This window comes from Streptococcus oralis (genome assembly GCF_964238205.1).
In the GTDB taxonomy this organism is placed as follows: Bacteria; Bacillota; Bacilli; order Lactobacillales; family Streptococcaceae; genus Streptococcus; species Streptococcus oralis_CZ.
Genome location: NZ_CAXSLF010000001.1, coordinates 173,634 through 198,951, shown reverse-complemented (window position 1 = coordinate 198,951; position 25,318 = coordinate 173,634). Strand labels below are relative to the sequence as shown.

Below are 25,318 nucleotides of genomic sequence, written 5' to 3'. Positions count from 1 at the left end.
GCTGTCGTAGAGTAAGGAGTTTACGACGAAACGATACGGTAACAGCGAACCGCCGAGTGTGTAAGTTTGTTAGTGAAATGTGAATAATCGTTCAAAAATCAGAAGGACTAGAGATGTATATGTTGGAATTATATCAAAATCCTTCTTATAAAGATCTAGTGGCATTTGGGTCCTTAAAAGAAGGAAAAGAATTCGTATCCAAAATAACTGGATATACTCTAGAAAATGAAGATGATTTTATTCAAGGTAATAAAATAGAAATAACGAACATTTATATGAAAGGTTTAGAGTTAACATGAGTATCTTATTTAAAGAATTTAAAACCATTTGTTTCCATTTAAATCGAGTCGGAATTACACCGACACTGATGGGTTCTTTGGGATTGGAGTTTAGAACGAAAGAAAATTGGGGGCCGTCTGACATTGACATTCATGTGCCTGGTGACCCTAGAGGTTGGGAAGCACCTGATCATCTCAGAATTTATGACTGGGACAAGATAATGAAAGTGATGAAAGACTTAGGCTACGTCTTAATAGATATTCATGAGCATGAATTCCAAAAGGATAGAGTGAGTGTTGAATTTGGAAGTATCGATACCTTATCTGATTTTGCAGGAGTTTCGGAATCGGATATAGAGCTTATTCAGATTGAAGGCATCACTTTTCGTCTTCCAAGTCTGGAGCAGTATCTAAGTATTTACAAAGCTTCTTCTCAAGACTCCTATCGAAATGATCACAATAACAATAAGGATTTTAAAAAGATCGAGTGGCTGGAAAGACATTTGTAAATTATCATATGAAAAGTAGTAAGTTGTAAGACTGGTTGCTTTTTTATTTTTATTGGTTATTTAATTTATACTATATTGGCGAGTAATAGAATTAGTAAAGAAAAGGAATTTAAATTATAGAATGGATGTCGTTTCTTTTGGAAGTGGTGATAATCTTTCCATTCTACAGTATCATTTTAAAATGATTTTCATTGCCTTTTGTTTATTAGTATAAAAGCAGAATATTACCACACGTTGAGTGTGTGGCATTGCTTGTGAGAGCTGAGGCATCAGCGAAGTAGAAATAGATGTTCGGCCCATGAATTGTACACCCAAGAAAACGAGTAAGGTGAAGTGTGATTAGCTGCGTGCTAGTGCAAAAGGAATGCCCAACATATTAATCTAATATAAGTATTAAAACGGTGTAGACAAATGCAAATTTTGGAGGTATAGATTATGGCTTCAAGTAAAGAGTATTTAGATTTCATTTTAGAACAACTATCTGAGTTGGAAGAAATAACATATAAAGCAATGATGGGTGAATATATTATTTATTATCGCGGGAAAATTGTTGGTGGGATTTATGATGATAGGTTTTTAGTGAAGCCTGTTAAATCTGCAATAGCATATATGCCAAATGCAAAATATGAGTTGCCGTATGATGGAGCAAAGGAAATGCTATTGGTAGATGATGTTGACAACAAAGAATTTTTAACCGGCTTATTCAATTCAATTTATGATGAGTTACCTGCACCAAAACCGAAGAAAAAGAAATAATCAAATTCGAATTTGTGGAGAGGATTTGAATGAAAAATGCCGTTATATATGTTCATGGTAAGGGTGGTAATGCAGAAGAAGCTAATCACTATAAACAATTTTTGATGACAGCTTTGAAATCATTGGATTTGATTACAAATCATTGAACCCGTGGGATGCTAAAATCGAGTTTATAAATTATTTGCGAAACAATAATAACAATAAATATTTTAAGAAGTGGGTTGTTGATGGAAATACTAGAGGTTATGGAAAACAGGAAAAATTATATTGAGTTGCTATTATTGGCAGATGAGCAGGAGGATATGATAGACCGTTATATTGATAAGGGTAAAATGTATGTACTTGATGATAATGGTATTAAATGTGAGTGTGTTGTAATCGATGTGGGAAATGGCGTACTTGAAATTAAGAATATTGCGACAGTGCCGGAATATCAAGGCAAAGGTTACGCGAAAGCCATGATTGATTTTATTATCACGAAATACAGAGAAGAGTATTCTACTCTGCAGGTAGGAACGGGCGATAGTCCAATGACGATTCCGTTTTATGAAAAGTGTGGGTTTGTGCGATCACATATCGCCCCGAACTTCTTTACAGACAATTATGACCATCCAATATATGAAGGTGGCATTCAGTTGGTAGACATGGTTTATTTGCGGAGATCTTTCTAAATCCCAGTTTGTCTAACTGAATATTAAACTGTTTAAGACACTTACTTATTTCGAAGACGGGAAATGCTAAGGATGTGGATATGTTTCCAATGACTGCGCACGTGGAGTGCGTAGTGTTGCTACAACGAAGAAAAGGGTAAAAATCCTTTATTTTAAGCACTCTTTCAAGCATTTTGTCTTTATTGAAAAGAGTGATTTTGACATAAAAAAGGTGCAAAAAAAGTATATTGATGTGAACGTATGTTTGGATGTCGACTGCGTAGACAAAAAAGAGATACGTCAGTAATAAATTAACTCAACGAGAACATTTTAATAAGTGTTCTCGCTTTTTTATTTTCAGGAGGAAAAGCATGCAAAAGGAAGAACAGTCATCACGGCAAATCGTGATGTGCCATCTCATGGCTATCATGGGAATAAATATTGAGAAAGCAACTCAGTTAATTGCTGAAATGGAAGAGTCAGGGCTAATTCAATTTGATGAGTTAGGAAATGTTGGTTTATTAGTGTTGGAGGGACAATCATGAAACGTATCACCGCAAATCATTACCAAACATCAGAGCGTTATTATAAGCTCCCAAAACTCTTATTTGAAAGTGACCGATATAAGGACATGAAACTTGAAGTTAAAGTAGCTTATGCTGTCTTAAAAGACCGTTTGGAGTTATCTTTGAGTAGAGGTTGGATAGATGAGGATGGGGCCATCTATTTGGTTTATTCCAACTCAAAACTTATGACACTTCTTGGTTGTTCCAAGTCAAAATTGCTGACGATAAAGAAAACATTACGTGAGTATGGCTTGATAGATGAAGTCCAACAGTCTTCCAGTGAAAAAGGACGCTTGGCCAATAAGATTTACTTAGGGGAGCTAGAACATGAACCTACCCCCGTCTTAAATTCAGACGGGGGTAGTGTTCAAAAAACACTAGGGGGGTGTCAAAATCAGCCGGGGCTGGTCTTAAATTCAGCCACTAGTGAGACTGAAGTTAGTGAGACTAATAATAGTGAAACTAAAGGGAGTGAGTCTGTCATTGAGGACGAGGAGGAGACAGAAAATCTAACAAGTAAGAAAAGCGAAAATGAACATTTTCATCGTAAGGTGGAGCAAGTCACAAGATATGACAGAGATTACATTTGGGGACTGGTTCATGAGCAGTTGAGACAAGTTGGATTATCACAAGCAGCTAGTGACTATGCCATGATTCATTTTAACCACCGATACAAATATGCTTTGGAACACATGAGGTTTGCGGCTAGGGCAGAAACGATAGCGGAATACGTTTTTAATGGCATATTAGCCGAATGGACCAAGGGACAACGCTTAAACGAACTAAAAGGAGGTGAGTAGATGTTTTGGTGAATTTTATTAGGGATTTTGAGACTAGGAATGATTTGGCTCATTATTGAGGTCATCACTGCCCCAGAAATGGAAGATCATTATTAAGCAAGGGCGTTACAGAAGAAGTAATGTCCTTTTATTTTTGCCAGAAAGGAATGAGAGAAATGAAGTTTTTAGATTTGTTTGCAGGAATTGGAGGCTTTCGATTGGGTTTAACTAATCAGGGCCATGAGTGTATTGGCTTTTGTGAAATTGACAAGTTTGCGAGGAAATCTTACAAGGCCATCTATAAGACCGAAGGAGAAATAGAATTTCATGATATTAGACAAGTTACAGACCAAGACTTTAGACAACTTAGAGGGCAAGTGGACATCATCTGTGGGGGCTTCCCTTGCCAAGCATTTTCACTCGCAGGCAGACGATTGGGATTTGAGGATACTAGAGGAACTCTGTTCTTTGAGATTGCTCGAGCGGCCAAACAGATCCAACCACGTTTTCTATTTTTGGAAAACGTCAAAGGCTTACTCAGTCACGACAAGGGAGAGACATTTCGAACAATCCTCACCACATTGGATGAGTTGGGGTATGATGTCGAATGGCAGGTGCTTAACAGTAAAGATTTCCAAGTGCCACAAAACCGTGAAAGAGTTTTTATTATCGGACATTCTAGAAGATACTGTTCCCGATTCTTATTTCCTCTCAGAAGAGAAAGTAGCTCAACTGGTCTTGAGCGATTAGGTAATATCAATCCGTCAGGAAAAGGCATGAATGGGGAGGTTTATCTAACCAGCGGTTTAGCACCAACCCTAACAAGAGGAAAAGGAGAAGGGACTAAAATTGCCATTCCAGTATTAACCCCAGATAGGTTAGAAAAACGCCAACATGGCAGACGCTTTAAGGACAATCAAGAGCCTATGTTTACCTTAACTAGCCAAGATAGACATGGAGTGGTCGTCGCAGGAACCTTACCAACGTCTTTTGTGCAAACTGGACGAGTCTATGACCTTTCAGGGATTTCTCCAACACTGACTACCATGCAGGGAGGTGATAAAGTTCCTAAGATTCTTTATCGTGAAGAAGCACCGCATTTAAAAATTAGGGAAGCCACCAAACTAGGCTATGCCAAGGCAACCATTGGAGATTCTGTCAACCTTGCTTACCCAGAGTCTACCAAACGTAGAGGGCGAGTAGGAAAGGGAATATCAAATACCTTGACCACCTCTGATAACATGGGAGTGGTCGTAGCTGCTTTAGAGTACCGTAAGGACAAGTGGTATGAAGTGACTGGGCTTGTCTTAGACGGAAAACTTTATCGTTTGAGAATCAGACGCCTAACACCTAGAGAGTGTTTTAGGCTTCAAGGATTTCCTGATTGGGCTTATGAAAGGGCAGAGACTGTATCCAGTAAAAGTCAGTTATACAAACAGGCCGGAAATAGCGTGACCGTCACCGTTATTGAAGCTATTGCTAGAGAATTTAGAAAGATTGAAGAGGAAGAAGAACATGAAATTATTACACACGAAGAGTATTAGGGAGTGCACAGAACTGGAAGAAGCCATTCATCGATGGTAGGATTAGAGATTGTAATGAATATAGACACGTTAGAAATCTTTGACGTTATCGATCATGATAAGAAGGGAAACAGCGAACAAGAGCCTACAACAATCCAATTAAGCTTATTTGACTCAATGACGTGCATTTGACAGAAGGAGATAAATTAGGATGGACAGAGAAGCGCTATACAATGAATTAATTCAAAGTGAACCATTAGGTTTCATTGATCCTTTTTCTGACCTTGGCGAATTTGATCCTCTTCAGCTGAAATTTAAACAGCCTGTCAAAGAGCTAGTGAATCGATATTCAGGAAAACCTTACAGCTTGGCATGGCAACATAAAATTCTGGAAATGCGGAAGTTGTTTATTGATTATCAGATAGCATTAAATGAAGAAGATAAGCAGATTAACTTTCAGCGAAGAACAAGAAGCGAAGAGTCCAAAGAACATGCTACTACTATTGTAACAACATATTTGAAGTTGGGATTTAGTTTTAAAGAAATTGAGAAGCGTGTTTCTTTATCTTACAAACAACTTCGTCGAGGGTGGAAAAGAAGTGATCACATAATGACAAATAGTCCTGAATTTTATAGAAAAGGGGACTTATCAGAAGGTTACTGTTTACCGAGTAAAAAGCTACCTAAAAGTATGAGAATCAATGAGGGATAGAAAATGGAAACTGGAATTTGTAGACGATGTGCTTGCAACTGGGTTACACCTTGCATCAATGAAAAGTATGGTCCTTGTTGGTGGATAGATAAAAACAGAACGCTGTGTAGCCATTGTTACTACAGCTGGAATGGTGATACTGAAATGTCCTTGTACAACTTACCAGAGGAGAGATAAATGCGCTAGTATCGTTTTATGTAATCTTTAATTATTGGGTTTTGCTGAAGAAATAGGAGGAACTATGGTATATACTAGACTGTCTTATTCAAGCTGGAAAGGACGTTCTGAAACTAAGGAAGAGAAGAAAGAATGTCATAAAATTCAGCAGAAAAAAAGAGAACAAGAGGAACAAATTAGAAAAAGACAGATAGAAAATGATTTGACATTTGCTAAGGAACGCTATGGAACAATAGGAGTCTGTAACTACATTATTCCAGATAAGGATTTGCCGAAGGATTTTAAAACTTCTGGAGCTATTATTAGAGTTAACCTAACTGATGTTATTCAATGCGAACATGCGAATAATGATTTTAAACTATTTTATAGAACGTCTAAACTAAGAGGTTTACCTAATTACTTGGCAAATATTCTCGATATTACTTATGACATCGCTATTGAAGTATCTTCACAATTATTGATTGATGAGCTTAATTTTAGCAATATCCGCAATAGCTATTTGGAATTATACGAGTTTGAAGTCGATAATCAATTACTCATTGCAAAGCATGGTTTAAGAGATCCGTTTTATAAAAAGGCAAGACGCTTGATTTTAGAAGAGATACAGCGAGTAGAAGCTCATAATAGGTTTAAGAAATGCTGGAAGAATAATAGGCATTGGAAGAAAAAAGGGCTATCGAAGGAAAGTATTTTAAGATTATATGCTTTTGCTGATGATTTCTATCTTAGACCTGATTGGGATAAGTATATCTATCTGAAGTTGTTTAAAAAATGAAGGGAGGAGACAGGATGATATGGCTATTACAGAAAGAAAAGTATTCTTACAAACGTTAAGAAATGCGAGAAGCAGAGTTATCCTATTGGAGCGACTAAAGTCATCTATACTTAACAATACAGCAGTCGATCTAGAAACAGTGCCATTTTCAGGATCTAATTCTAGTAATTTATATGAAGCTATCCAATGCTATATTGACTACGGGGAATTGCCGCTAAATGGGAAAATAGAAGATTTTTGGAAAACCTATGAACAAACTCTACAAATAAATAATTCAGAGGAAAGAAATATGAAACATACAGACTGGAAAAAAATTACACAAAGCCCCCTTACTATCGAAGAAAAAAAAGAATACGGAGATAAAATTGAATTCATGTAGGATGGGAAAACTCCTGAATTAGATGAAGAGGTTCTTGTTTACACAAGTGAAAGCGAAGAAGTGTATACAGATATCTGGGTTGATTTTAATGATGGCATTGGTTTTGAAAATACAAGTAGTAATGTTATTTATTGGATGAGTTTCCCAAAAACGCCTGAAATCAAGGAGTAATTATCATGGAATAAGCAGTATTAAAGGGGCGTGTTTGTACTTGGGAACGTCTTCTAGATGAACTATTACAAAACGAAACAAAAGTGGAGAAGGATGAAATTGATTTAATTCCAATTAAAACATCTTGTAGAAAAGAGTATTTCTGGATAGCAGAAGCAAGTGTTGAAAATCAGCACAATACAAGTACTACTGAATATGGGTATTGCTCATTTTGTGGATTAAAAAAACAAGAGATTCTTATAGTTGATTTGTAGAAATTAAAAAACATGAAAAAGATTGATTTATTAAAATGCTTATCTATCATTACAAAGGACGGATTAAGAACACAAAAATTTAATAATAGCCATCTACAGTTCATCTCTTCAGCTGAAGAAGGAAGATGAGGCTCTGTATTTGCTTATCGTTTAAAAGCGAATATGGTTAAAGCACGTGGTGTTGTTTTAACCTCTGTCGAATCATTGCTGGAGAACCAGGATCAGTTTACGCACTGGACTCCTTACGTATATTGCTACGGAAGCTATAATGATGCTGGTCGACGGATTACACGTGGCCACTCTGAAGATAATCTTAGACAGATTAACACATTCTACATTGACTTCGATATTACCTCTGTAGCTGAAGAAATGACGACAGGAGATATTTTAACTGCTTCCCTGGAGCTAGGTTTTATGCCGACGTTGATTCTAAAATCTGATAAGGGATTTCAAGCCTATTTTGTCTTGTCAGAATCGACCTACGTCACAGCACATTCCCAATTTAGAGTGGTAAAGGTGGCCAAAGCAATCTCTCAAAATTTGAGAAATTACTTTGCTCAAACTTTACCAGTAGATATGACCTGTAACCATTTTAGAATTGCTCGGATTCCTAGAACTGATAATGTTGAATTTTTTGATGCTGACTATACCTATTCGTTCCAGGAGTGGTTAGATTGGTCGATGAAGCAATCAGAACTTCCTTTCCCAAGTAAAAAGCCCAATTTGACGGTTATTTCAGGCTCTGAAGGGGTGAAATAGATTGATGAACCTTGGTATCATTGCTGATGAGAGAGGGGAAAATCAAAGGTGGAAAATCCTTGATGGGAAGAAACAACGTTCTTTTCACGCTGGCTTTAGCGAACTTCTCTTCAGGAATCGATCAGAAGGAGTGTGAGGAGGTTCTTTCTAGCTTTAATGAAAATCTAGACGAAGCACTCTCTTCAGCTGAATATCATAAGATTATCACAAGTGCCTACTCAGGAAAATATGAAGCTGCTAGTCGTGACTATGTAATGACTTTATGTAAAGCATGGGTTAACCAGGAACTAAAGGCTTCAGATCTCTTTGTGAAGCAACGTTGGTACAAGTTTAAGAAGAAACGTGCTGACAGAAAGAATAGTCATCTTCATGAATGGAAAACAGACGTAATGGCCTATTTAGAAGGCTTCTATCAATCTGAGGATCCATTTATCCAGACGACAAAAAAAGAGATACGAGAGAAGTTGAACATTCCTGAGCGTTCATTAGACAAAGTATTGAAGGTTCTCAAAACAGAACAAAAGATCTTCTTCACAGTCAAACATGGCCGTGGAGGAGGCATCAGGTTAGCCTCTATCAAAGAAATCTTACTTTCCCTTATCCAGGTAAAGAAAGAACGTCAGGAAGCTTATATGGACAACATTGCCACTTTCTTTGAAGAAAGTATAGAGTTCACTCAGAGAGTGATAGAAAGGGTTAAAGATGGGTTCAAACAAACACAACAACTATCTCTATTTGAACTTGATATTGGATAATTTTAAAAACCCGTAAACTGCCTTACATTTATATCTACGATTATTACAAGCATATACAGTTATAAAATAACTTATGGAGGAATGATATGATTTTGATTTTAGTTGGATTATTTAGTCTTATATTTGTAGGAGGATTTTTCTTAGTTTTAGTTCTCTCACTTATAGGGATTCGTCAACAAGTTCGTTTTGAAAACGGATATGATTCTGAATTAGAGACAGATCGATTGGCAATGATTGGCCAAAATAGAAAGTGAGAAGAAGAATGAAGTACGTAATTTTCAGTTTTGAATTAGGAGATTATATTTGTAATGGGGAGAATAAAGTTTTAGTTTTTGATACCTTGGGACTAGCTTTTCAGTATCTTCAAAAGCATTACCGAAAACCACTTCCTGAACAAAGAAAAAAGAGCTTGATTCACTATCCAGATGTGTATCAAGCTCCGTTTAGACTTCTAAAAGTTTGTTAGGAAGGAGACAGGTCAATGTCAGAGTTATTCAAAATTATTCGTGGATACTACCTAACAGGAGTTGGACAGGAACCATTGGCTTATTATTTCAAACTTTCATCGGATAACTTAAAATTTGAGTCGGTTTCTGCAGGGGATGTAGCTTTAACTTTTTATCAAAACGAGGAGAGTATTACTAGCATTCCAGCGATTGTTAGAGTAGATAGTGTTATCTCAAATGATAAAATGATTTCAGATTATCTGCAGGAGGAGTTAAGAGATCACTATCCAATGTTGCCAATTGTCCGTGTATTAGATTCTGAGGAATTTGATCCTTTACTCTTTCAAGAAGTGATGACAACGTTCACTAACTTAAAATCAGAAATAAAAGAATTAGCCAAGATTGATTATGTTCAAGGTTCCATATTTGATTTTATGGATGAGGAGGAAATAGGATGAGAGAACTTTTTACACACGTTAAGTTAGTTCTAGGGATTATTCTTGTCATTGTACTTGTGACTCTCGCAGTTTTAGGAGGATATAGGCTGCATAAAGATTATTTTATCTTAGATTATGATCCTCACCTTACTCAGAAGGAATACCAGAATACTGTACTAGATCAAAATGTAAATTTGGTATTTTATAAAAAAAATTGTCCTTACTGTCAGGTTGGGAAAAGTGTAGTTGAAGATGCAGCCAATAAAGGTTCCTACCCAACATTTTACATTGATACTCAGACAGAAGAAGGTCAAAAGTTGGTAGAAAAATACCAGGTTGAAAAAGCTGCAACTATCATCAAGATTCGTAAGGGAAAAATAAAGAAATATCTATATGCTTCAAGAGATTCCGAGGAAAAGATTGTAGCAGATGAGAAAGGGATCCAGGAGGCCATAAATGACTAAAAGGGTAAAGCTAAGTAAATGGGCCGAGACAGCTTTTCAAAATGATTGGGAACTGTGGCGTACTAGGACAAATGAAGGAATGGTTGTTTTAGGAAAATTATCAGATGGAACGTTTACCCTACATCGTTTTAATGATGAGGGGGGACAACTAACACATATTTCGCATGATGAAGCTCTTTGGCTAACATTGGATTTGGTACCTGAAAAGTTAGGCTGTATTTAAGGAGGTAGTATGTGTCAAATTTTAAATGCTATTGCGCATGGCGTGGTTGGAACTTTCTTGATTGCAATCTGGTTCGTACCACTCTTTAAGATAACTATATGTGATAACTTTGGAAATGAAATCAAAACGAAAAGGTTGCCATTAGCGTTCTTAATGTTACTAAAAAGTGTTTGGCCGAAAAGTAAGGTTTCATTTATTTGGAAAGGATATAAGAAGCATGAGGATCAGAGATAAGCCATTGGTATAAAAATATAAGTAGGTACTATGAATAATTAGAAAGGTGAAAATAAGAATATGGAACAAAAATATTACGCTGTTCTTATGCAAATAAATATTGGGAAAAGTGTCTGGTTAGTCCCACAAAAAAGTGGGAAACTAGCTTGGTCAGATGAAATTAGTGGGACAAGGGTTTTTAATAGTTATGAGGGAGCTAAGCAAATCGTTGAAAATCATTTCCTAGAAAATTTTGACTTTATTGGTTCATACAAAATTATAGAGTTCACTCATCAAGAACTATTGGATTTTGAAATATTAACTGATGACTAAATAGTCCAAAATAGCTTCCTGGCTCACATCTGGATTGATGTATTTATTGGAGCTATGTCTAACAAATTTGCCAAAGTAAAATAATTTAAGGGGTTGTTTATCTTTTGCTGCTTTTTCCAATATTTTTAGCTTTCCCTTGACTCCGTGATGGCTAGCAGTGTTTTTGTTAATTAAGATAGATGGACAATTAGAGACGTCACCAATTGTGCATCTACTGTCGAATCTAACTAAAAAATAACTTTTTTCAGGTTTCTCTTCATTGTCAATAGACATTACTGTTGCAGTATCATAATAGATGTTAACCTCTTCTAAGTTTATTCCTCTTTGATTAGCTTCTTTTAGATTGACAAAGTGTTTTTCGAGTTGGATTTCTATTTTATGTTTATCATAGAATGTATATTTCTCTCCGGACTGGTATTCTAAAAAATAATTGACTAAATCTCTGAGTTGTTTCACATGGCTACGGAAAGTCTTATTATCCTTATCAGTACAAGAGGAATGAGAGCTTTGATGATGTAGTTCTGCTCTATTTGGCTCAGAAGAAAGATTGGCTTCGTCTTTCTGTCTAGGTTTAGTTACAGTAGCCAATACTCCTTTAATAAGGTCTAAGTCAATAATCAGTTTGTTTTTCTCACGGTAAAAAGAGATATGATTTTCAGACGTTACTTCTTGTTCTCTTTGTTGATAATGTTCAATCATGCGTTGACAATAATTAGGGTCATGTCTTTGATTTCTTGCTCCAGGAGTAAAATAAGGAGTTTTATTAAAGCCCGGATTGTTGAAGTTTGCTAAGGTTAATTTGAATGAACATTTTTCTCCACATTGAAACATTTTTGCATCGGTTAGATGATTAGGAGTTCCAATTGGGGAGCAAGAAAAATCAAAGGCTTCTTTTGGAGTTACATATTGTTTTAATTCTAAACTATAAGCAGATTGAAAAGACATAAATAATTACCTCGCTATAACTTTTATTTTATTTTATCATTATTTCCAATAAAATAGAAAGGATATATCCACTATGATAGAGATAATCAAACGCTGGATTGAAAAGATAAAATCTAGCCCAATTTTGAAGCCATTCATTAAGACTAAAGTTTGGTTTCAAGAGAATATTATTAAGAGAAAACTAGTTATTTTCTCAATGTTATTTTTGACCTGGTTAAGCCTTTTGATGGGAGCGATTTTCTCACCACAAAGACAAACATATACCTCAGAACAACTCAAAACAAAGCAGTTTTTTGCGAATGGCAGTGGTGAGATGAAACTAGTCAGTCAGGAATATTCACCAGATACTGGAATTATTGTTTTACAATTTGAGACGAAAGATGCTACGACTTCGATAGATCGGGGCATCGATGCCAAACGATTGAAATGGAAACTCTATGCGCAGCATAAAGACTCAAAAATAGAGATGGATGTTGTGCCAATCATTGATAATAAAGTATCAGTTATTATTAAAGGAGTTCCGAAAAATTTTGGTGCATTTGCGATCGATGTGACGAATCAGACAGTCTCTTCTAGCTCAATTGATGTGAATATTTCATCACCATCCAGTGATTCTAAAAAGGTTTCTCAGAAGAAATCGGGAGAAGAGGACACTGTACAATTCTTTGTAACTCCTCAAAATCCTCAGCTTGAAATCAAAGCCATTGATGTTTTCTCCAGAGAAGAATTTACTCTTCAGGAAATCGAAAAAGAGATCAATTTCCAGAATGAACAGTCTCAAAAATTGACAACATCAATTTCTCAATTGAAGGAATCTATTGAAGATGATAACTCACGAAAAGCGAGTCTTCAAGCAGAAGCAAAATATCTAACAGGTGATGATCTCGAAGCCAATCAAAAGAATATTACTACGCTGGATACAAATATCGAAACGAAGAATAGAACCATTGAAACAACCTATAAAAACATTGAAAAGTTGAAGGCTAAATTGGAGTCTTTGGATAAGAAAAAACAAGCAGTCAAAGATGGAACATTTGAATTTTCAAATCCTATTGAAACTGTAGAAATGAATTAAAAAAGTGAAACAAAGAGCTCATTTTCGATGATAAGCGAGTTTGTGTTTACCAATAAATAGTAGTCAAAAATCTCCTTAATTTTTGAATTAAGGGGATTTATTTTTTATGATTGTCCCTTTAAAAAATTTTTTTTAGTTATCTTTTATACTAGAATCAATCAAAAAAAGAAAGGCAGAAAAATAAAAGAACAGCTTAAATTAGCACCGAAGGAAAATCAGCCAGTTAGAAAGCATCGTACTGTATTCACAAGTACAAAAGGGGTGTTTAAAAAACAAAAATGGGTTGTGCTGGATATTGATGAATATGGAATAACCTATCATAGTAATCCAGGATATAAAGGAGAAATGTTTTCTTCAATGTACCTCGTTCTACAGGAAATTAAAATTGATGAACGTTCTTTCACACTAACCATCAAGAAAAATGATCATGAAGTTTATGTGATTGATTTGAAAAAACTAGATGGTGATTTGTGGAGCAACTTCCAAATTGTAAAAGAAAAAATTAACAGCTTTGCAGGAAATAAATTAAAGGATTAAGAAATACGAAATTAGAAAAAGGAGAAAGAATATGGCCAAAAATAATTTAACAAAAATTGATAATCAACTAGAAGAAGCAAGGAAAAAAGTTGTCCTTTTGGAAAAGGAACGTAAAGAAGCAGAAGAGAATCTTCAAAAACAAATTGGTAAAATCTATGTTCAAATTCAATTGAAGAAAAATAAAAATCAGTCGTATGAATCGATTTTTGAAGAGTTAAAAATGGAACTAGGTCTCATCAAAGAAGAGGAAAAAGAACAACGTTTAGCAGCGAAGAAAAATCGTGAAGAAGGTTCTCTTCCAGCTGAAAATCAGTCTTAATTTTTGAGTTTTGAACTTCTAAATGAAGTCAAAAACGGTGTAAGCAAAAGTGTGTAAAAAGGAAAAACAGTGTAAGTATAACACCTATAAAGTGTGTAAAGGTAAGTATGGCATGTGTGTGTAAGTAGGTGAAACCGAGAAAATTGATATCATTGGAAACGTTGATACTATCAACTCCACACGTTACGTGGGGACAGTTTCCCTTATGCTCTTTTCTACCACAACACACCTAAAAAGGACCTTAGTCCCTCTGTGTGTGTTAGTGTGTTGAAAAACCGCAAAAATAGAACCGTATCGGTTCGTGATGTTGCGAGGTTGAAGTTTTCTTTTTTGCTTCTTTTTGCTTTTGCTTCGACAAAAGAAAAAAGAAGTCCTGTTTTTGGGGACCATAAATAATAAGATGGAGGATACAGATGGACATTCTCATTAGAGGATTAACACAGGAAGAGGTTAGCTATCTAAAAGCTCTTGCTAAAAAAAATAAAGCTAAGTCATTTAATGATTTTCTGCTCTCAATTTGTCGTGAAAAAATTGAGCACGGAAAATTTAATCGTGCTCAAGATTTGTATGTGGCTCATTTAGAAAATATGAAATTAGCTTCTGACCATGTTTTGAACCAAATGAAAAAACAGACCAGAATACTATCTGAATTTGAAGAAAAAATGGATTGTTATGGCGATCATATTTCACGTTGGTTAGAGTATGAAGGAGAGGTAGAAAGTGATGACTAAAGAAATCAAAATCAGAAATATACCTGATGATATGTTTGAACAACTTCGAGATATTTCAAAAAAATATAACTATCCAAGTTTCAATGAGTTTATGTTATCGCAAGTTCAAAATATCGTAATGAATGACGGATTGAATTTGTACAATAACCAATTTGCGGAAACATTATCTGATATCAAAGAACAACAGAGTCAGATTTTACAATTGATGTTGAAGAATGAAATTTCTCTTTCAGCTTTAAATGTTAAACAAGATATTGTAAATGATCTAACTACAAAATGGTTACATTTTATGGATGATGTATCTGCACTTGAAGCTGAACGACGGTCAGGTGGTGTTTAGAAATGAAGAAGAATAAATCTCTGTTCATCATTCTCATTTTTCTTGCGATCTTTATCGTACAACCTAACAATTTTAATGCTATCAAATCTGGCTTGACACAAAATGATATCCCGACTCAACTGAACATAGCCGATTCAGCTGAAGAAAAAAATTCCGACTCTAATTTGAATCCTACTCTGAAAAATGATGATTTGAAATCAAAGGAGTATGACGGAAAAAATCAAGTGATTGTCGTCAATGAAAAATCACAATTTACAAAAAGCGAATTGAGTTTAGAAAGTGGCAGCTGGGAAAAATATTCTGATCTAGATTTTTTAAATCGTGTAGGAATTGCTGAAGCGATGTTGGGAAAAGAATTGATGCCAACTGAAGATAGAGAATCTATTTCCTCTATCACACCAACAGGATGGAAAAATAAAAAAATAATTTTCAACGAGAAAGAAGATTATTTATATAATCGTTCTCACTTAATCGGTTTTCAATTAAGTGGAGAGAATGCGAATGCTAAAAATTTATTTACAGGTACACGTGCTTTAAATGCAAATTTTGAAGATGAACAATCATCGATGGTTTACTATGAAAATAAAATTGCTAACTACATAAAAAATACGAACCACCATGTTCGCTATCGAGTAACTCCCATTTTTAGAAATGTGGAATTAGTTGCTAGAGGAGTTCGTATGGAAGCACAGAGTATTGAAGATGATGAGATCTCATTTGATGTATATATCTTTAATATTCAACCAGGATATAAAATCAATTATTTGACAGGATCATCTCAGAAAAATTGAGGAGGGAAAAATGAATCCAAGACTTAGCTTATACTTTAGCGAAGAAACACATGAAAAATTTAAGGAAATAAAATCCTACTTGAAAGAATCGTCTGCTTTGCAGAAACAGTATCGAAATAATTCAGCAACGCTTGTCACTTTGATTGAAGTTTTTTATAAACTCTTTATTGAATTAGGAGAAGGAAAAAATTTTTATGAGCGACTGACTCAGCTGGAAAAAAATTTGGGAGGTAGCTTTGATTCTGGAAATGACAACAAGGCAATTCATCGTCAACTTGATCAAATTCTCTATTTAACACTAACCAACTTTCATGCTATTACGAAAGATGATTTTGATGTTCAAGATTTAGAATCTATTCATTCACGACTGGATCCTACACAGCATGAATTAATGGCAAGAATCAACGATGTCATTCAAGAAGATGTTGCACGTGGTCAAACAATTAAACATTCTCATTAATTGAAAGGAGACCTTACTCGTGAGTGAGTCTAGTCCAAGTATTACCTTCATGCTGCAATACACTGAAGCAAATAGTGGCTTTGTAGACTACACTAATAGAGACGAAGCTGTTGAGGTTGATAACGAATTAAATTTAGAAACACATAGACAAAATATCGAGTCTCTAACTGAAGATGAACTACAAAAAATCCAAGCTGAAGTCCCAGAAACAAAACTTAATTTCCAGGAGTACATCGATTATATGAATCGTTCTTATGCTACTGAAAATCAAAATGAAGAAATGACAGCGATTTTTACAAAAGAAGCCAATTACTTGCAGCGTAGCAAAGTAACTGAATTGAAAAGTAAGTTAGAACAGGCTTATCAAAATGGCTCTCTTCTATGGCAGGGTGTTATCTCTTTTGATAATGATTTCTTGGCCAAAGAAGGATTATATGATCTGGAAACTGGGAAAGTCGATCAGCAAGCTATCAAGTCGGTCATACGTGAAGCATTGCCAAGATTGATTGAAAAAGAAGGCTTATCCGACTCATCATTTTGGTGGGCTAACATTCACTTGAATACGGATAATATTCATGTGCATTTTGGCTTATCAGAAGTCGAGTCTGCAAGAGAAAAAATTTTCTATCGGCCTCGTGGACGAATGGAATATAGAGGTAATTTTTCTCAGAAAACCATTGAGCGTTTTAAAAGTGATGTTTTTCATGGCTTGTTAAATGAACAGACTAGAGGAATGATTGTTCGACGAGAACAAATATTGGCCAATATCAGAAGTGAGTTGATCAATTCTGTATTTAGAAATCAGAAGGTTCGTTCTTCGGCTGAAAAAAATTTTTTGGAACAGGCTTACAACCATTTACCAATGGATAAAAAATGGCGCTATGGCTCAAATGCAAGAGATTTTGCAGTCAGTAAATTCTTCCTTGATCGCTATCTGGATTCCTATTTAGAAAATGATGGGAAAGAACTCTATCAAGAATTTCTGAAAGAAACGAAGGACTTCCTAGAAACCTATAGAGGAGCTTATTCAGCTGGGGGAAAATCAACCTACGAGAAGATTCGGAAACTTGATGGTCGTGTTGAGAAAAAACAACAGGAGGCTGCAGGCTATCATCTGCAGCAATTAATAGCGAATCGAGAGAAGGAGTTGAGAGAACGATTAGCAAATAAAATCTTGCACCTATTTCGTGAGAATGCTCCTGAAATAGGTGACGTTCGGCTGGAAAAAAATTTGGCCAATTTCTCAGTAAAGAATCAAAAATTAATTTTAGCCCAGGATCCTAACGCAAGTGTTATCAAAACACTAGATGCCTGGAAAAAACTGGGTTATGATCTAAAAGATGGGGCAAAACCTATTGAAATCACAAAACCAGTCTATGCTGCTTATGACAAACATGGAACAGGTTTGGGACGTCCTGAATATGTTACGGAATTAGTTTATGATGTGAGTCAGATGAAAGAAGACTTACTACAGAAGCAACTTAGTTTAAGGGACTTATCACTATTTTCTTCAGCTGATTTGAAAGAACTTGTAGAAGCGGCCAAAAAGAAAAGCGATCGATCATTGAAAGAACGCCAAGAGTTAGGAACATTTCGCTATGCATTAAAATTGAGTCTATTGGAAGAAAAACAAAGTAGTTTATTAGTTCGTAAAACTCTTTTTGATCAAATTCAACCACTTGAAACTGATAAGCCATTTGTTGAATTAAAAAAGAAGGAGATTCTTCAAAGACTGAAGCTGACTGAATTGCAGCTGACCCCAAATTATAAACTAGGTGAAGCAGACCAATCTCTAAAACAATCTCTTGCTAACCAGTTTGAAGATAGTGTTTCATTTTCAGTAGAAAAGGCTGATTCATTAGCAATTCAAGCACCTATCAAACGTTTGAAGGGAGAATTAGAGACAGTTCAACCTCTTCAAGATGAAGGAGTCCTGACTATTCTAAAGGGCTATCCTGTGACGAAAGCTAGCTATATAGAAGAGCTACAGACCCATATCTCAATTTTTCAGCTGAAACATCAGATTTTCAGTCGAAACAAGGAAATTTCACAAACGACTGATCAAGCGATTATTCAAAAATTAAAACAGGAGAATGCGAAAGGATTTTCTGAACTCAAATCACTCTATCAAAAAATATTGCCAGAGGAAGAAAGTAATCAGAAAAGTCAGTTAGCTCAAGCTGTTTCACATAAAATGCAAGAAAGAAAGAACTTGCAAAGAAAAAACGTCCAACAATCCCAAGGTAAAGCAATCATCAATACAGATTTCATGAGAAATTTGACGAATTCTCTTCAAAGGGCCCAACGTGCAAATAAAAAAGCTCTCATGGAACGTGAGAGAAGTGATGAGAGACAAGAATTTGAGGAGAAAGGACACAGTATGTAAGAGTCATTGTAAAATCAATGGCTTTTTTTGTTGAAAATGGAAATCTATTGTCCCTTTAACTGTGATTCCTCAGTTATTACGTAGAATAAAAGGATAAAAGAGAAAGGAGTAGAAAAATGGAGCTAGTATTTCCAGATGTTGCAGTTGAAGACTTTGACTTTTCAGCCGAATGGTTAATTACGGCAATGAATGCCGATAACAAGCAAGTGTATTTTGAGGGTCAAGGAAGAAATTCTGATTTAGAAATGGTTCTAGATTTTAAGGGAAATTCTGAGCTATTTGAATCTTTTTCAGTAGGGGAATTGGTTCACTTAGATCCAGAAACGTTTCTACAAGCAGAGAAAGAGCCGTATAAAACACAGTATGAAGGATTTTAAGGAGATTTTATATGACAGAACAAGAATCAAGACGTGGGAAAAGTCGTAGAGAGCGTGTTGAATTTGCACGTTCTAGAGATATTTTGGATGTTGCAAACGAGCTTCAGATGGAGCTGGTTCGTTCTGGACGAGACTATCGATGGAAAGAACATGATAGCCTAGTTATTTCACCTGTTAAAAATTTATGGAAATGGTTCTCTAGAAATACAGGTGGAGATTCGATTTCTTTAGTTGAAACGATAAAGGAAGTAGATTTTAATCAATCTGTAGATTTTTTAAATGATGGAAATTTTAAAGAGTTTCAAATGGTTGAAAGGCCTCAAGAAGATTTTAAATACTATCTTGAGAAATACGAGCAGCCGTTTTCAGCTGGACGAGATTACTTGCGGAATCAACGTGGACTATCAGATGAAACAATTGATTATTTTTTGGAACAGGGTGTTTTAGCCCAAGCTAACGCCAAACTTGACTACTTTGCGGAAGGCACTGGTGGAGTCACAATAAATGCGATTGAGCCAGTTATTGTCTTCAAGTCCCTTTCTTCTTCAGGTGAAGTTGTTGGAGCCTCTTTACAGGGAATCCATGAGAATTGGGAGAAGTGGCCAAAACATGGATATGCTAAAGTGATTATGAAAAACTCCGATCCTATGACTGGTATTCATGTTGATATTGGCAGTCCAAAACGATTGATTTTTACTGAGAGTCCAATTGATTTAATGTCCTACTATGAATTGCATAAGGATAGTCTTCAGGATGTCAGATTAGTTTCTATGGATGGTTTGAAAGAATCTACTATTGGCCGTCATCTATCTCAAATTAAGGCTGAAATGTCAGGAAAAGCGCTAATATGGACACCTGAACAATTGGCAGATGGACTTCAAGTAGCTATTGATCATCACTTTTTTGAAAATGAGGAAAATGCGGATTTAATCACTCTAGCTTTAGATAATGATAACGCAGGTAGAACATTCATTCAAGAATTGGAAGCCAAAGGAGCTGTTATCAATTCGGATCTACCAGAACTAAGACCAGGGCAAGATAAAACGGACTGGAATGATGTTTTAAAGAATCGACAGGAAGATAAAACTGACAACAGTCGTCTTGCCCAAGCGCGTAGAAAACTGGAACGACTAAAAGGTGAACAAGACGATGCTATTTCAAGAGCGTATTCCCACCAAGCGCTAACAAATGGACAACCCATGAATGATAAGCGAGGCGGTGCTAGCTTTATGCGTAAGCAAGAACAAATAGAAGGTCAAGTCTTCTCAAAGATGGATGAGATTAGGCAACAGGAAGAGCGAGTAGAGCGCCTGGAGCATCAACAACATTTGAAAGAAATGGGGTTGAATCGTCAGGGAAGTGGTCTGGAGATGAGTGTTCAAAATATACCTCGAATTCGTGAAGAACTAGAAAAAGCTGAACGTGGGGAGTCGTTCTTTACCAAAGCTACTCTTAAACGCTATCAAGAAGAGTTGACTAGACTTGAGGGCATATCTGAACAAATGGGTAAAACTAGTATTCAACCAGCAACTCAAGCCTTAATTGATGAGGGCTTAGTGAATCAGTGGCAAAAACAACCAAATACTTATTTTGTAAAAGGGTTACGAAGAGTTGCCCTGGAGTTGACTGAAGAAGGAGAGTTTCAATTATCTTCACAAATCAAGTATCATCCGAAAAGAGATGAGGAAAGATTGAAGGTGGATGAATTGCTTGCCAAACAAGCGCAAGGAAATGCTGGAGTAAAACAGATGATAGAGGAAGAGCGAAGCTCAGTACCTCCAGAGTTATCTGTAGCCTTTGATTTTACAGAAAATCCAAATCTGTCTCAGAAATTCTCATCAGGAGATGTGATTCCATATAAGGATTTTATAGCTCAATTGTATGAAGAGAATAATTTGAGAATGCTTAGTCTGGGATATGATAAAACTTATTTTGCATTGCAAGATGAGGAGGGGAATCGTCTGACAGATGATTTACGATATGACATTGGTAGTGAAAAAAATGATCTTTCAACACAATTGGGAGAAGTTCTTCCAAGTCCTTACTTAGAACAGGCACAAATGGCAGATTATGAATATCAGTCTCAGATTTCAGCTGAGGAAAATATTCAATTAGAGTTAGTTGAATCAGAAGCAAAACATACTCCAGGCGATCAAGAATCTATTGCCAATACAGAGGAGAATGCTGTGAGATTGATGAGCTATGAAGAGGTAAAACGGGAAAACGAAGTATTAACTAAGAAATTAAATAATCGGATTCAATCTGGAGAATTATCAATCGAATTTGCACCAGATTTCTATCTGTATGATGTCTTTGCAAAGTTAGGAAATAGCCATCCTACAAAATATCTCAGCGATAAAAAAATGGAAGTGTTGTCTCCCATTCATTCACTTTTGACCTCTATTGATGATCAAACGATTGATTTATACAAGAAAAAAGGTACTCCTGAGCAAGATTCCTTGTATCAAGCATTGAAACCTCATCAGAGAACTTTGGGAGTAGATATTTCAACCCGATTTATTGGTGAACTTGCAATAGCAGCCTACAGTACCAACAAGCAGATAGAAAGCCTCTCAAGTGACAGTTTTGGCGTCTATTTTGGTGAAAGAACCCTTGATAATCTATCACAATCGGTTGAGCGAATGCTGGAGTATCCATTGATTGAATCGGGAACAAGAGACTTTCCCTATGGTTTTGTGACAACACCAAATACATTGTTCCACTATCTGGAAGAACAAGAGGGAGAAGTGATTTTAAATCGAGAATTATTGGATAACTTGATATCACGTCTTGATACTCACCCCATTAAGATAATTGAAGTCCCAGAAGAAAAAGAAAAGTCCCTTGATAATTATCAAGAGACTAACACTGGGGGCGAACTATTGAATCGCAATTCCAGTTCTTTAGGAGTAGAAACTCCAGGGACAGCACCGCAGCCCGTTGAGAAAAATTCTCAACCTGATTTTCCTACCAATGTTCATCTTCATTTTACCATCGATGAGGATCGAATGTCAAATAAAAAATTCAGGAAAAACATGCGTACGTTAAATTTATATGCAAACGCAATGAGGGACTCGGCTCAATGGTATCTAAAAGAAATGTCAGGGACAAGTATCCATTATGTTTATAAGAATCCAGAAGAAAAGCAATTCCAAATTCTAAATGTTAAATTTGACAAGAAAAATTGGATGCACTTAACTGGAGTAACACCTGTATATAATGAGTGGGTAGAACATTTGTCTGAGTCATTCGTTGAAGATGTTGCAGCTGGAAAAGGGCATTTCAAAGATTTAAAATTTACGAATGGAATGTCGGATAAACTAAAAGTTTTGAACTTATTACCTGAGGTGATAGAGTCAGACTCCTTTGTGTTTAACGATCTTTCATCTGTAAAGAAATTTAATAATCTGGATCTTTCAAAAGCAATTAGACCTGAAGATACTGATTTGTTATTGTTATTCAAAGAAAAGGAATTTACTCATGTCCCTGCATCTTTAATGAGAGTGAAGGGGGATTTAAGTAAACAACTGGAAGATATAGATACTGGCACAATTCTCGGTGTCTATAGAGAAAGAGATGGCCAGCTTGAACAGCTATCGATTAATGATGAATATGTTAAAGATGGTGGCGAGGAAATGCTATCTGTCTTAAAAAATAGGCAGTTTGAAGAGATTAAACCGACAATGAACGTAGATCATCAGGTTAAGATTAGCTCTTATAACTTTAATAATCAAGAATACTCTGATTTAGAATCTATGTTACAGGCAGGAGCAAGCTATTTGCAGACTCCAGAAGGGAAAGCATGGTTGTTGGAAGACAAAGAGTATCATCAAGATATTTTGTTGAAGAGTTTTGAAAGCAAGGTAAGCACACCAAAACAAAAACTTGCTGTTATGAGTGAGTTAGGCTCAGTGAGGGTAAATGGTTATGAATTATTACCAGGTATGGATTATTATGATGCTCTAAGAGATGATGGTAAATATTTGGATAATGAAGTGATTAAAAGAATTGATGATGAACTGCTAAACTTATCTTCAGGAGTTTCAGCAGAAGAAGAACTTCACTATGAGGAACAGCTCATTGATCTTGCAGAATCAAGGGGAATTGCAGAGCAAGAAAATCATTTAAATCAAACTTCACTTGATTCGGCTACGTTCACTCAAGTCTTAGATACTGTCTATAATTTAGGTGTGCCAGATGACATCTCGAAAACTCCAGAAGAATTTCATCAGGCCTGGAATCAGTATCTTGACTATGCGAAACAGCACAATGATAAATTTGATCAGATTGTTGCTGTAGCTGGAGAAGATCATCTCCTAGATACAAATTCAGATTTTTATAAGGAATGGAAACAAGATTATATCTATAAGGAACACTACCATGTACGCCTTCAATGGTCTGAGGAGCGCCCAAATGGGCCTAGATTGCCCTTTAAAGAGACAGAGCTGATATCTTATCAAGATTTCGCTAGGGAGCTATATAAGGCCAATCAGGACTTTTATCCAATTCATCAAGAAGGAATGAAACAAGTAACAGCAGGCAATACTGAAGGTTATATCCCTCCTACCAAAATTAAGTTTGATATCTATGCTCCAGGGGGTGAAATGATCAAAGAGGGAATTCGTTATGATATTGGAGATGAGACTACACCAATTTCACAAATGCTAGGATTAGGATATCGTCGACTCAACGGTCAATCTGAACTAGCATCGATGGATGAAGAAATTCTTTCTCAACTGGAAAATAGAGTAGTGAACAAGGAAATTTCCCAGGAAGCAAATGAATCGTCTCGATTGATGGAAGAAGGAGAAGGTCAAACTCCTGATACAAGAGAAACGGTAGCTTTTCAATCTTCTAAACAAGAAATTAAAACTAATTTTCTTCAGCGTGTAGAGGAGATTCTGAAAGAGGAACCTATTTTGGATTTGGAGACTCCTGAAGTAAACCCAAGTAGTATTGATTATGCGACTTTAACACCTCACGAATTGAGTGAAGTTGCTTTTCAAAAAGTGAGAGAGTACACAGAAACACCAGAACGGTTAGAAGAGTATCTGAATTTTATGAGTAAGTTTCCAGAACTTTCTCCTAGAAATGTCGCTTTGATTCAGGAACAGTGGCCAGGAGCAAGTGCAGTCGCAACCTATAATCAATGGCAATCGATGCGGGAAGTTCTTGGGATTACTTCAGATCAGGTATTTGAAACTAGAAATACCTATACAAATAAAAAAACAGGTCGAACAAGAGAAGTTGTCCATAATAATCTTTCGGTCAAGACAGGAGAAAAATCACATATTATCTTGTTTAGACCTATGATGGTTGAAATGATTCCTGTATTGGATGAAAATGGAAACCAGGTAAAAAATGGAAAAGGCAATCCAAAATATAAAAGACTTTCTGAAGCGACACCTGAAGAAAAGGCGTTAAAGAAAGAAGGAAAATTGAAATCTCGCTTCTTCCAGGAAAGAGATTCAAATACAGGCTTAGCTAAATTCGCTACGTATAAAGTATTTGAGTTGTCTCAAACAACCTTGAAGCCTGAATTTTATCCAAAAGCGATGCCAAATCGTCACTATGATTTTAATATGGATCATATTCGTACGAAAGAGGTGCTTGAAGGACTTTCAGACTATGCTAAGAATATTGGGGTAACAATCTATCAAGACGATGCAAAAGAGTTGAGGAGTGCGAAGGGAGCTTTTTATTCAGATGAACAAAAAATACTTTTGAATCCAGATAATACTCCTGGAGAAGTTGTTGCAACCACTATTCACGAGTTAGCGCATGCTACTTTACATAATCCTAAATTTGCTAACTCGTATAAGGAGGATGTCTCAAAAGATCGTAGAGAACTTGAAGCTGAGATGACAAGTTATCTCGTTTCTAAGCATTTTGGCTTAGATACCTCTGAGAAAGCTATTCGCTATATGGCAATTTGGACTGATAATTTGACATCTCTTGATGATCAACAACTAGCGCAATCTATGAAACGGATTCATGGAACAGTATCTAAGATTGTAAAAAGTGTTGAACAACATACAAAACCTTACCAGTTAAACAGACAGGTGGTACAGAATCAAAATTTTATCCAAAGCCCAAAGAAGGGGCTTAAAGTCTAGAAAGAGTGCTCTTTTTGAGCCTCTTTTTTGTGTAAAAAGTTGTATAACTTTTTGTGTTGTTTTTTTGATATGAACTCGTTGT

At 35.8% G+C, this 25,318-nt stretch carries 28 protein-coding genes and 1 pseudogene; 28 read left to right on the top strand and 1 reads right to left on the bottom strand.

Annotated elements, in window-relative coordinates; translation table 11 throughout:
- Window positions 1-119 precede the first annotated feature (119 nt).
- The 18 genes and pseudogenes from ACESOD_RS01055 to ACESOD_RS00970 all read left to right on the top strand — a co-directional run bounded on the left by ACESOD_RS01055 (window position 120) and on the right by ACESOD_RS00970 (window position 11,159).
- A complete protein-coding gene (locus ACESOD_RS01055; RefSeq protein ID WP_373093483.1) occupies window positions 120-299 on the top strand; it encodes a hypothetical protein in 180 nt (59 codons plus the stop codon).
- On the top strand, window positions 296-787 hold the full coding sequence (locus ACESOD_RS01050; RefSeq protein WP_070439261.1) for a nucleotidyltransferase: 492 nt from the start codon (window positions 296-298) through the stop codon (window positions 785-787). The genes ACESOD_RS01055 and ACESOD_RS01050 overlap by 4 nt, the downstream gene beginning before the upstream one ends.
- Window positions 788-1,222: 435 nt before the next feature.
- Window positions 1,223-1,543 carry a TfoX/Sxy family protein gene (locus tag ACESOD_RS01045; protein ID WP_070439264.1) on the top strand — a complete coding sequence of 107 codons (321 nt, stop codon included), beginning with the start codon at window positions 1,223-1,225 and terminating at the stop codon, window positions 1,541-1,543.
- A 227-nt stretch (window positions 1,544-1,770) separates the two neighbouring features.
- On the top strand, window positions 1,771-2,214 hold the full coding sequence (locus tag ACESOD_RS01040; protein ID WP_049514508.1) for a GNAT family N-acetyltransferase: 444 nt from the start codon (window positions 1,771-1,773) through the stop codon (window positions 2,212-2,214).
- Window positions 2,215-2,564: 350 nt separating this feature from the next.
- On the top strand, window positions 2,565-2,738 hold the full coding sequence (locus ACESOD_RS01035; protein WP_003052100.1) for a hypothetical protein: 174 nt from the start codon (window positions 2,565-2,567) through the stop codon (window positions 2,736-2,738).
- The gene (locus tag ACESOD_RS01030; RefSeq protein ID WP_049504073.1) at window positions 2,735-3,559 is read left to right on the top strand and encodes a replication initiator protein A; all 825 of its coding nucleotides are present in this window, start codon (window positions 2,735-2,737) and stop codon (window positions 3,557-3,559) included. Before ACESOD_RS01035 ends, ACESOD_RS01030 begins: the two co-directional genes overlap by 4 nt.
- A gap of 155 nt (window positions 3,560-3,714) precedes the next feature.
- On the top strand, window positions 3,715-5,082 hold the full coding sequence (gene dcm, locus ACESOD_RS01025) for a DNA (cytosine-5-)-methyltransferase (protein WP_049504071.1): 1,368 nt from the start codon (window positions 3,715-3,717) through the stop codon (window positions 5,080-5,082).
- A gap of 190 nt (window positions 5,083-5,272) precedes the next feature.
- Complete coding sequence (locus tag ACESOD_RS01020; RefSeq protein ID WP_049504070.1) at window positions 5,273-5,773, top strand: hypothetical protein; 501 nt, start codon at window positions 5,273-5,275, stop codon at window positions 5,771-5,773.
- Window positions 5,774-6,014: 241 nt separating this feature from the next.
- Window positions 6,015-6,725: a hypothetical protein gene (locus ACESOD_RS01015; RefSeq protein WP_373093480.1), complete on the top strand. Its 711-nt coding sequence runs from the start codon at window positions 6,015-6,017 to the stop codon at window positions 6,723-6,725.
- A 19-nt stretch (window positions 6,726-6,744) separates the two neighbouring features.
- Window positions 6,745-7,104 (top strand): hypothetical protein, encoded by a 360-nt coding sequence (locus ACESOD_RS01010; protein WP_373093479.1) that lies wholly within the window; start codon window positions 6,745-6,747, stop codon window positions 7,102-7,104.
- A 254-nt stretch (window positions 7,105-7,358) separates the two neighbouring features.
- Window positions 7,359-7,529 (top strand): hypothetical protein, encoded by a 171-nt coding sequence (locus ACESOD_RS01005; RefSeq protein WP_373093477.1) that lies wholly within the window; start codon window positions 7,359-7,361, stop codon window positions 7,527-7,529.
- Window positions 7,530-7,541: 12 nt separating this feature from the next.
- A pseudogene (locus tag ACESOD_RS01000) lies at window positions 7,542-9,043 on the top strand (primase C-terminal domain-containing protein).
- An 86-nt stretch (window positions 9,044-9,129) separates the two neighbouring features.
- Window positions 9,130-9,297 carry a hypothetical protein gene (locus tag ACESOD_RS00995; protein ID WP_162837516.1) on the top strand — a complete coding sequence of 56 codons (168 nt, stop codon included), beginning with the start codon at window positions 9,130-9,132 and terminating at the stop codon, window positions 9,295-9,297.
- Between the two features lie 8 nt (window positions 9,298-9,305).
- Window positions 9,306-9,509 (top strand): hypothetical protein, encoded by a 204-nt coding sequence (locus ACESOD_RS00990; protein ID WP_049504065.1) that lies wholly within the window; start codon window positions 9,306-9,308, stop codon window positions 9,507-9,509.
- Window positions 9,510-9,524: 15 nt separating this feature from the next.
- Window positions 9,525-9,947: a hypothetical protein gene (locus tag ACESOD_RS00985; protein WP_049504063.1), complete on the top strand. Its 423-nt coding sequence runs from the start codon at window positions 9,525-9,527 to the stop codon at window positions 9,945-9,947.
- Window positions 9,944-10,390: a thioredoxin domain-containing protein gene (locus ACESOD_RS00980; protein WP_373093475.1), complete on the top strand. Its 447-nt coding sequence runs from the start codon at window positions 9,944-9,946 to the stop codon at window positions 10,388-10,390. Before ACESOD_RS00985 ends, ACESOD_RS00980 begins: the two co-directional genes overlap by 4 nt.
- Window positions 10,383-10,613 carry a hypothetical protein gene (locus ACESOD_RS00975; RefSeq protein WP_373093473.1) on the top strand — a complete coding sequence of 77 codons (231 nt, stop codon included), beginning with the start codon at window positions 10,383-10,385 and terminating at the stop codon, window positions 10,611-10,613. Before ACESOD_RS00980 ends, ACESOD_RS00975 begins: the two co-directional genes overlap by 8 nt.
- Before the next feature lie 294 nt (window positions 10,614-10,907).
- The gene (locus ACESOD_RS00970; protein ID WP_049504058.1) at window positions 10,908-11,159 is read left to right on the top strand and encodes a hypothetical protein; all 252 of its coding nucleotides are present in this window, start codon (window positions 10,908-10,910) and stop codon (window positions 11,157-11,159) included.
- On the opposite strand, the gene ACESOD_RS00965 is transcribed toward ACESOD_RS00970, so the two are convergent.
- Window positions 11,145-12,104: a hypothetical protein gene (locus ACESOD_RS00965; protein ID WP_373093471.1), complete on the bottom strand. Its 960-nt coding sequence runs from the start codon at window positions 12,102-12,104 to the stop codon at window positions 11,145-11,147. The genes ACESOD_RS00970 and ACESOD_RS00965 overlap by 15 nt on opposite strands.
- Window positions 12,105-12,177: 73 nt before the next feature.
- Here ACESOD_RS00965 and ACESOD_RS00960 point away from each other — a divergent pair, with 73 nt between their 5' ends.
- The 10 genes from ACESOD_RS00960 (at window position 12,178) to ACESOD_RS00915 (ending at window position 25,236) form a co-directional block, all read left to right on the top strand.
- Window positions 12,178-13,179 (top strand): hypothetical protein, encoded by a 1,002-nt coding sequence (locus ACESOD_RS00960; RefSeq protein WP_049504055.1) that lies wholly within the window; start codon window positions 12,178-12,180, stop codon window positions 13,177-13,179.
- Between the two features lie 261 nt (window positions 13,180-13,440).
- A complete protein-coding gene (locus tag ACESOD_RS00955; RefSeq protein WP_239684820.1) occupies window positions 13,441-13,716 on the top strand; it encodes a hypothetical protein in 276 nt (91 codons plus the stop codon).
- A 31-nt stretch (window positions 13,717-13,747) separates the two neighbouring features.
- Complete coding sequence (locus ACESOD_RS00950; protein WP_049504051.1) at window positions 13,748-14,035, top strand: hypothetical protein; 288 nt, start codon at window positions 13,748-13,750, stop codon at window positions 14,033-14,035.
- A gap of 413 nt (window positions 14,036-14,448) precedes the next feature.
- Window positions 14,449-14,766 (top strand): hypothetical protein, encoded by a 318-nt coding sequence (locus ACESOD_RS00945; RefSeq protein ID WP_049504049.1) that lies wholly within the window; start codon window positions 14,449-14,451, stop codon window positions 14,764-14,766.
- Window positions 14,759-15,106 carry a hypothetical protein gene (locus ACESOD_RS00940; RefSeq protein WP_049504047.1) on the top strand — a complete coding sequence of 116 codons (348 nt, stop codon included), beginning with the start codon at window positions 14,759-14,761 and terminating at the stop codon, window positions 15,104-15,106. Before ACESOD_RS00945 ends, ACESOD_RS00940 begins: the two co-directional genes overlap by 8 nt.
- 2 nt (window positions 15,107-15,108) lie before the next feature.
- The gene (locus tag ACESOD_RS00935) at window positions 15,109-15,897 is read left to right on the top strand and encodes a DNA/RNA non-specific endonuclease (protein ID WP_373093468.1); all 789 of its coding nucleotides are present in this window, start codon (window positions 15,109-15,111) and stop codon (window positions 15,895-15,897) included.
- A 10-nt stretch (window positions 15,898-15,907) separates the two neighbouring features.
- Entirely contained in the window at window positions 15,908-16,357 is a 450-nt protein-coding gene (locus ACESOD_RS00930) for a hypothetical protein (RefSeq protein WP_049504044.1), read from the top strand.
- A 49-nt stretch (window positions 16,358-16,406) separates the two neighbouring features.
- Complete coding sequence (mobP2, locus tag ACESOD_RS00925; protein ID WP_373094060.1) at window positions 16,407-18,743, top strand: MobP2 family relaxase; 2,337 nt, start codon at window positions 16,407-16,409, stop codon at window positions 18,741-18,743.
- A 116-nt stretch (window positions 18,744-18,859) separates the two neighbouring features.
- Complete coding sequence (locus tag ACESOD_RS00920) at window positions 18,860-19,120, top strand: hypothetical protein (protein WP_049504042.1); 261 nt, start codon at window positions 18,860-18,862, stop codon at window positions 19,118-19,120.
- An 11-nt stretch (window positions 19,121-19,131) separates the two neighbouring features.
- The gene (locus ACESOD_RS00915) at window positions 19,132-25,236 is read left to right on the top strand and encodes a PBECR4 domain-containing protein (protein ID WP_373093467.1); all 6,105 of its coding nucleotides are present in this window, start codon (window positions 19,132-19,134) and stop codon (window positions 25,234-25,236) included.
- Window positions 25,237-25,318: the final 82 nt, after the last annotated feature.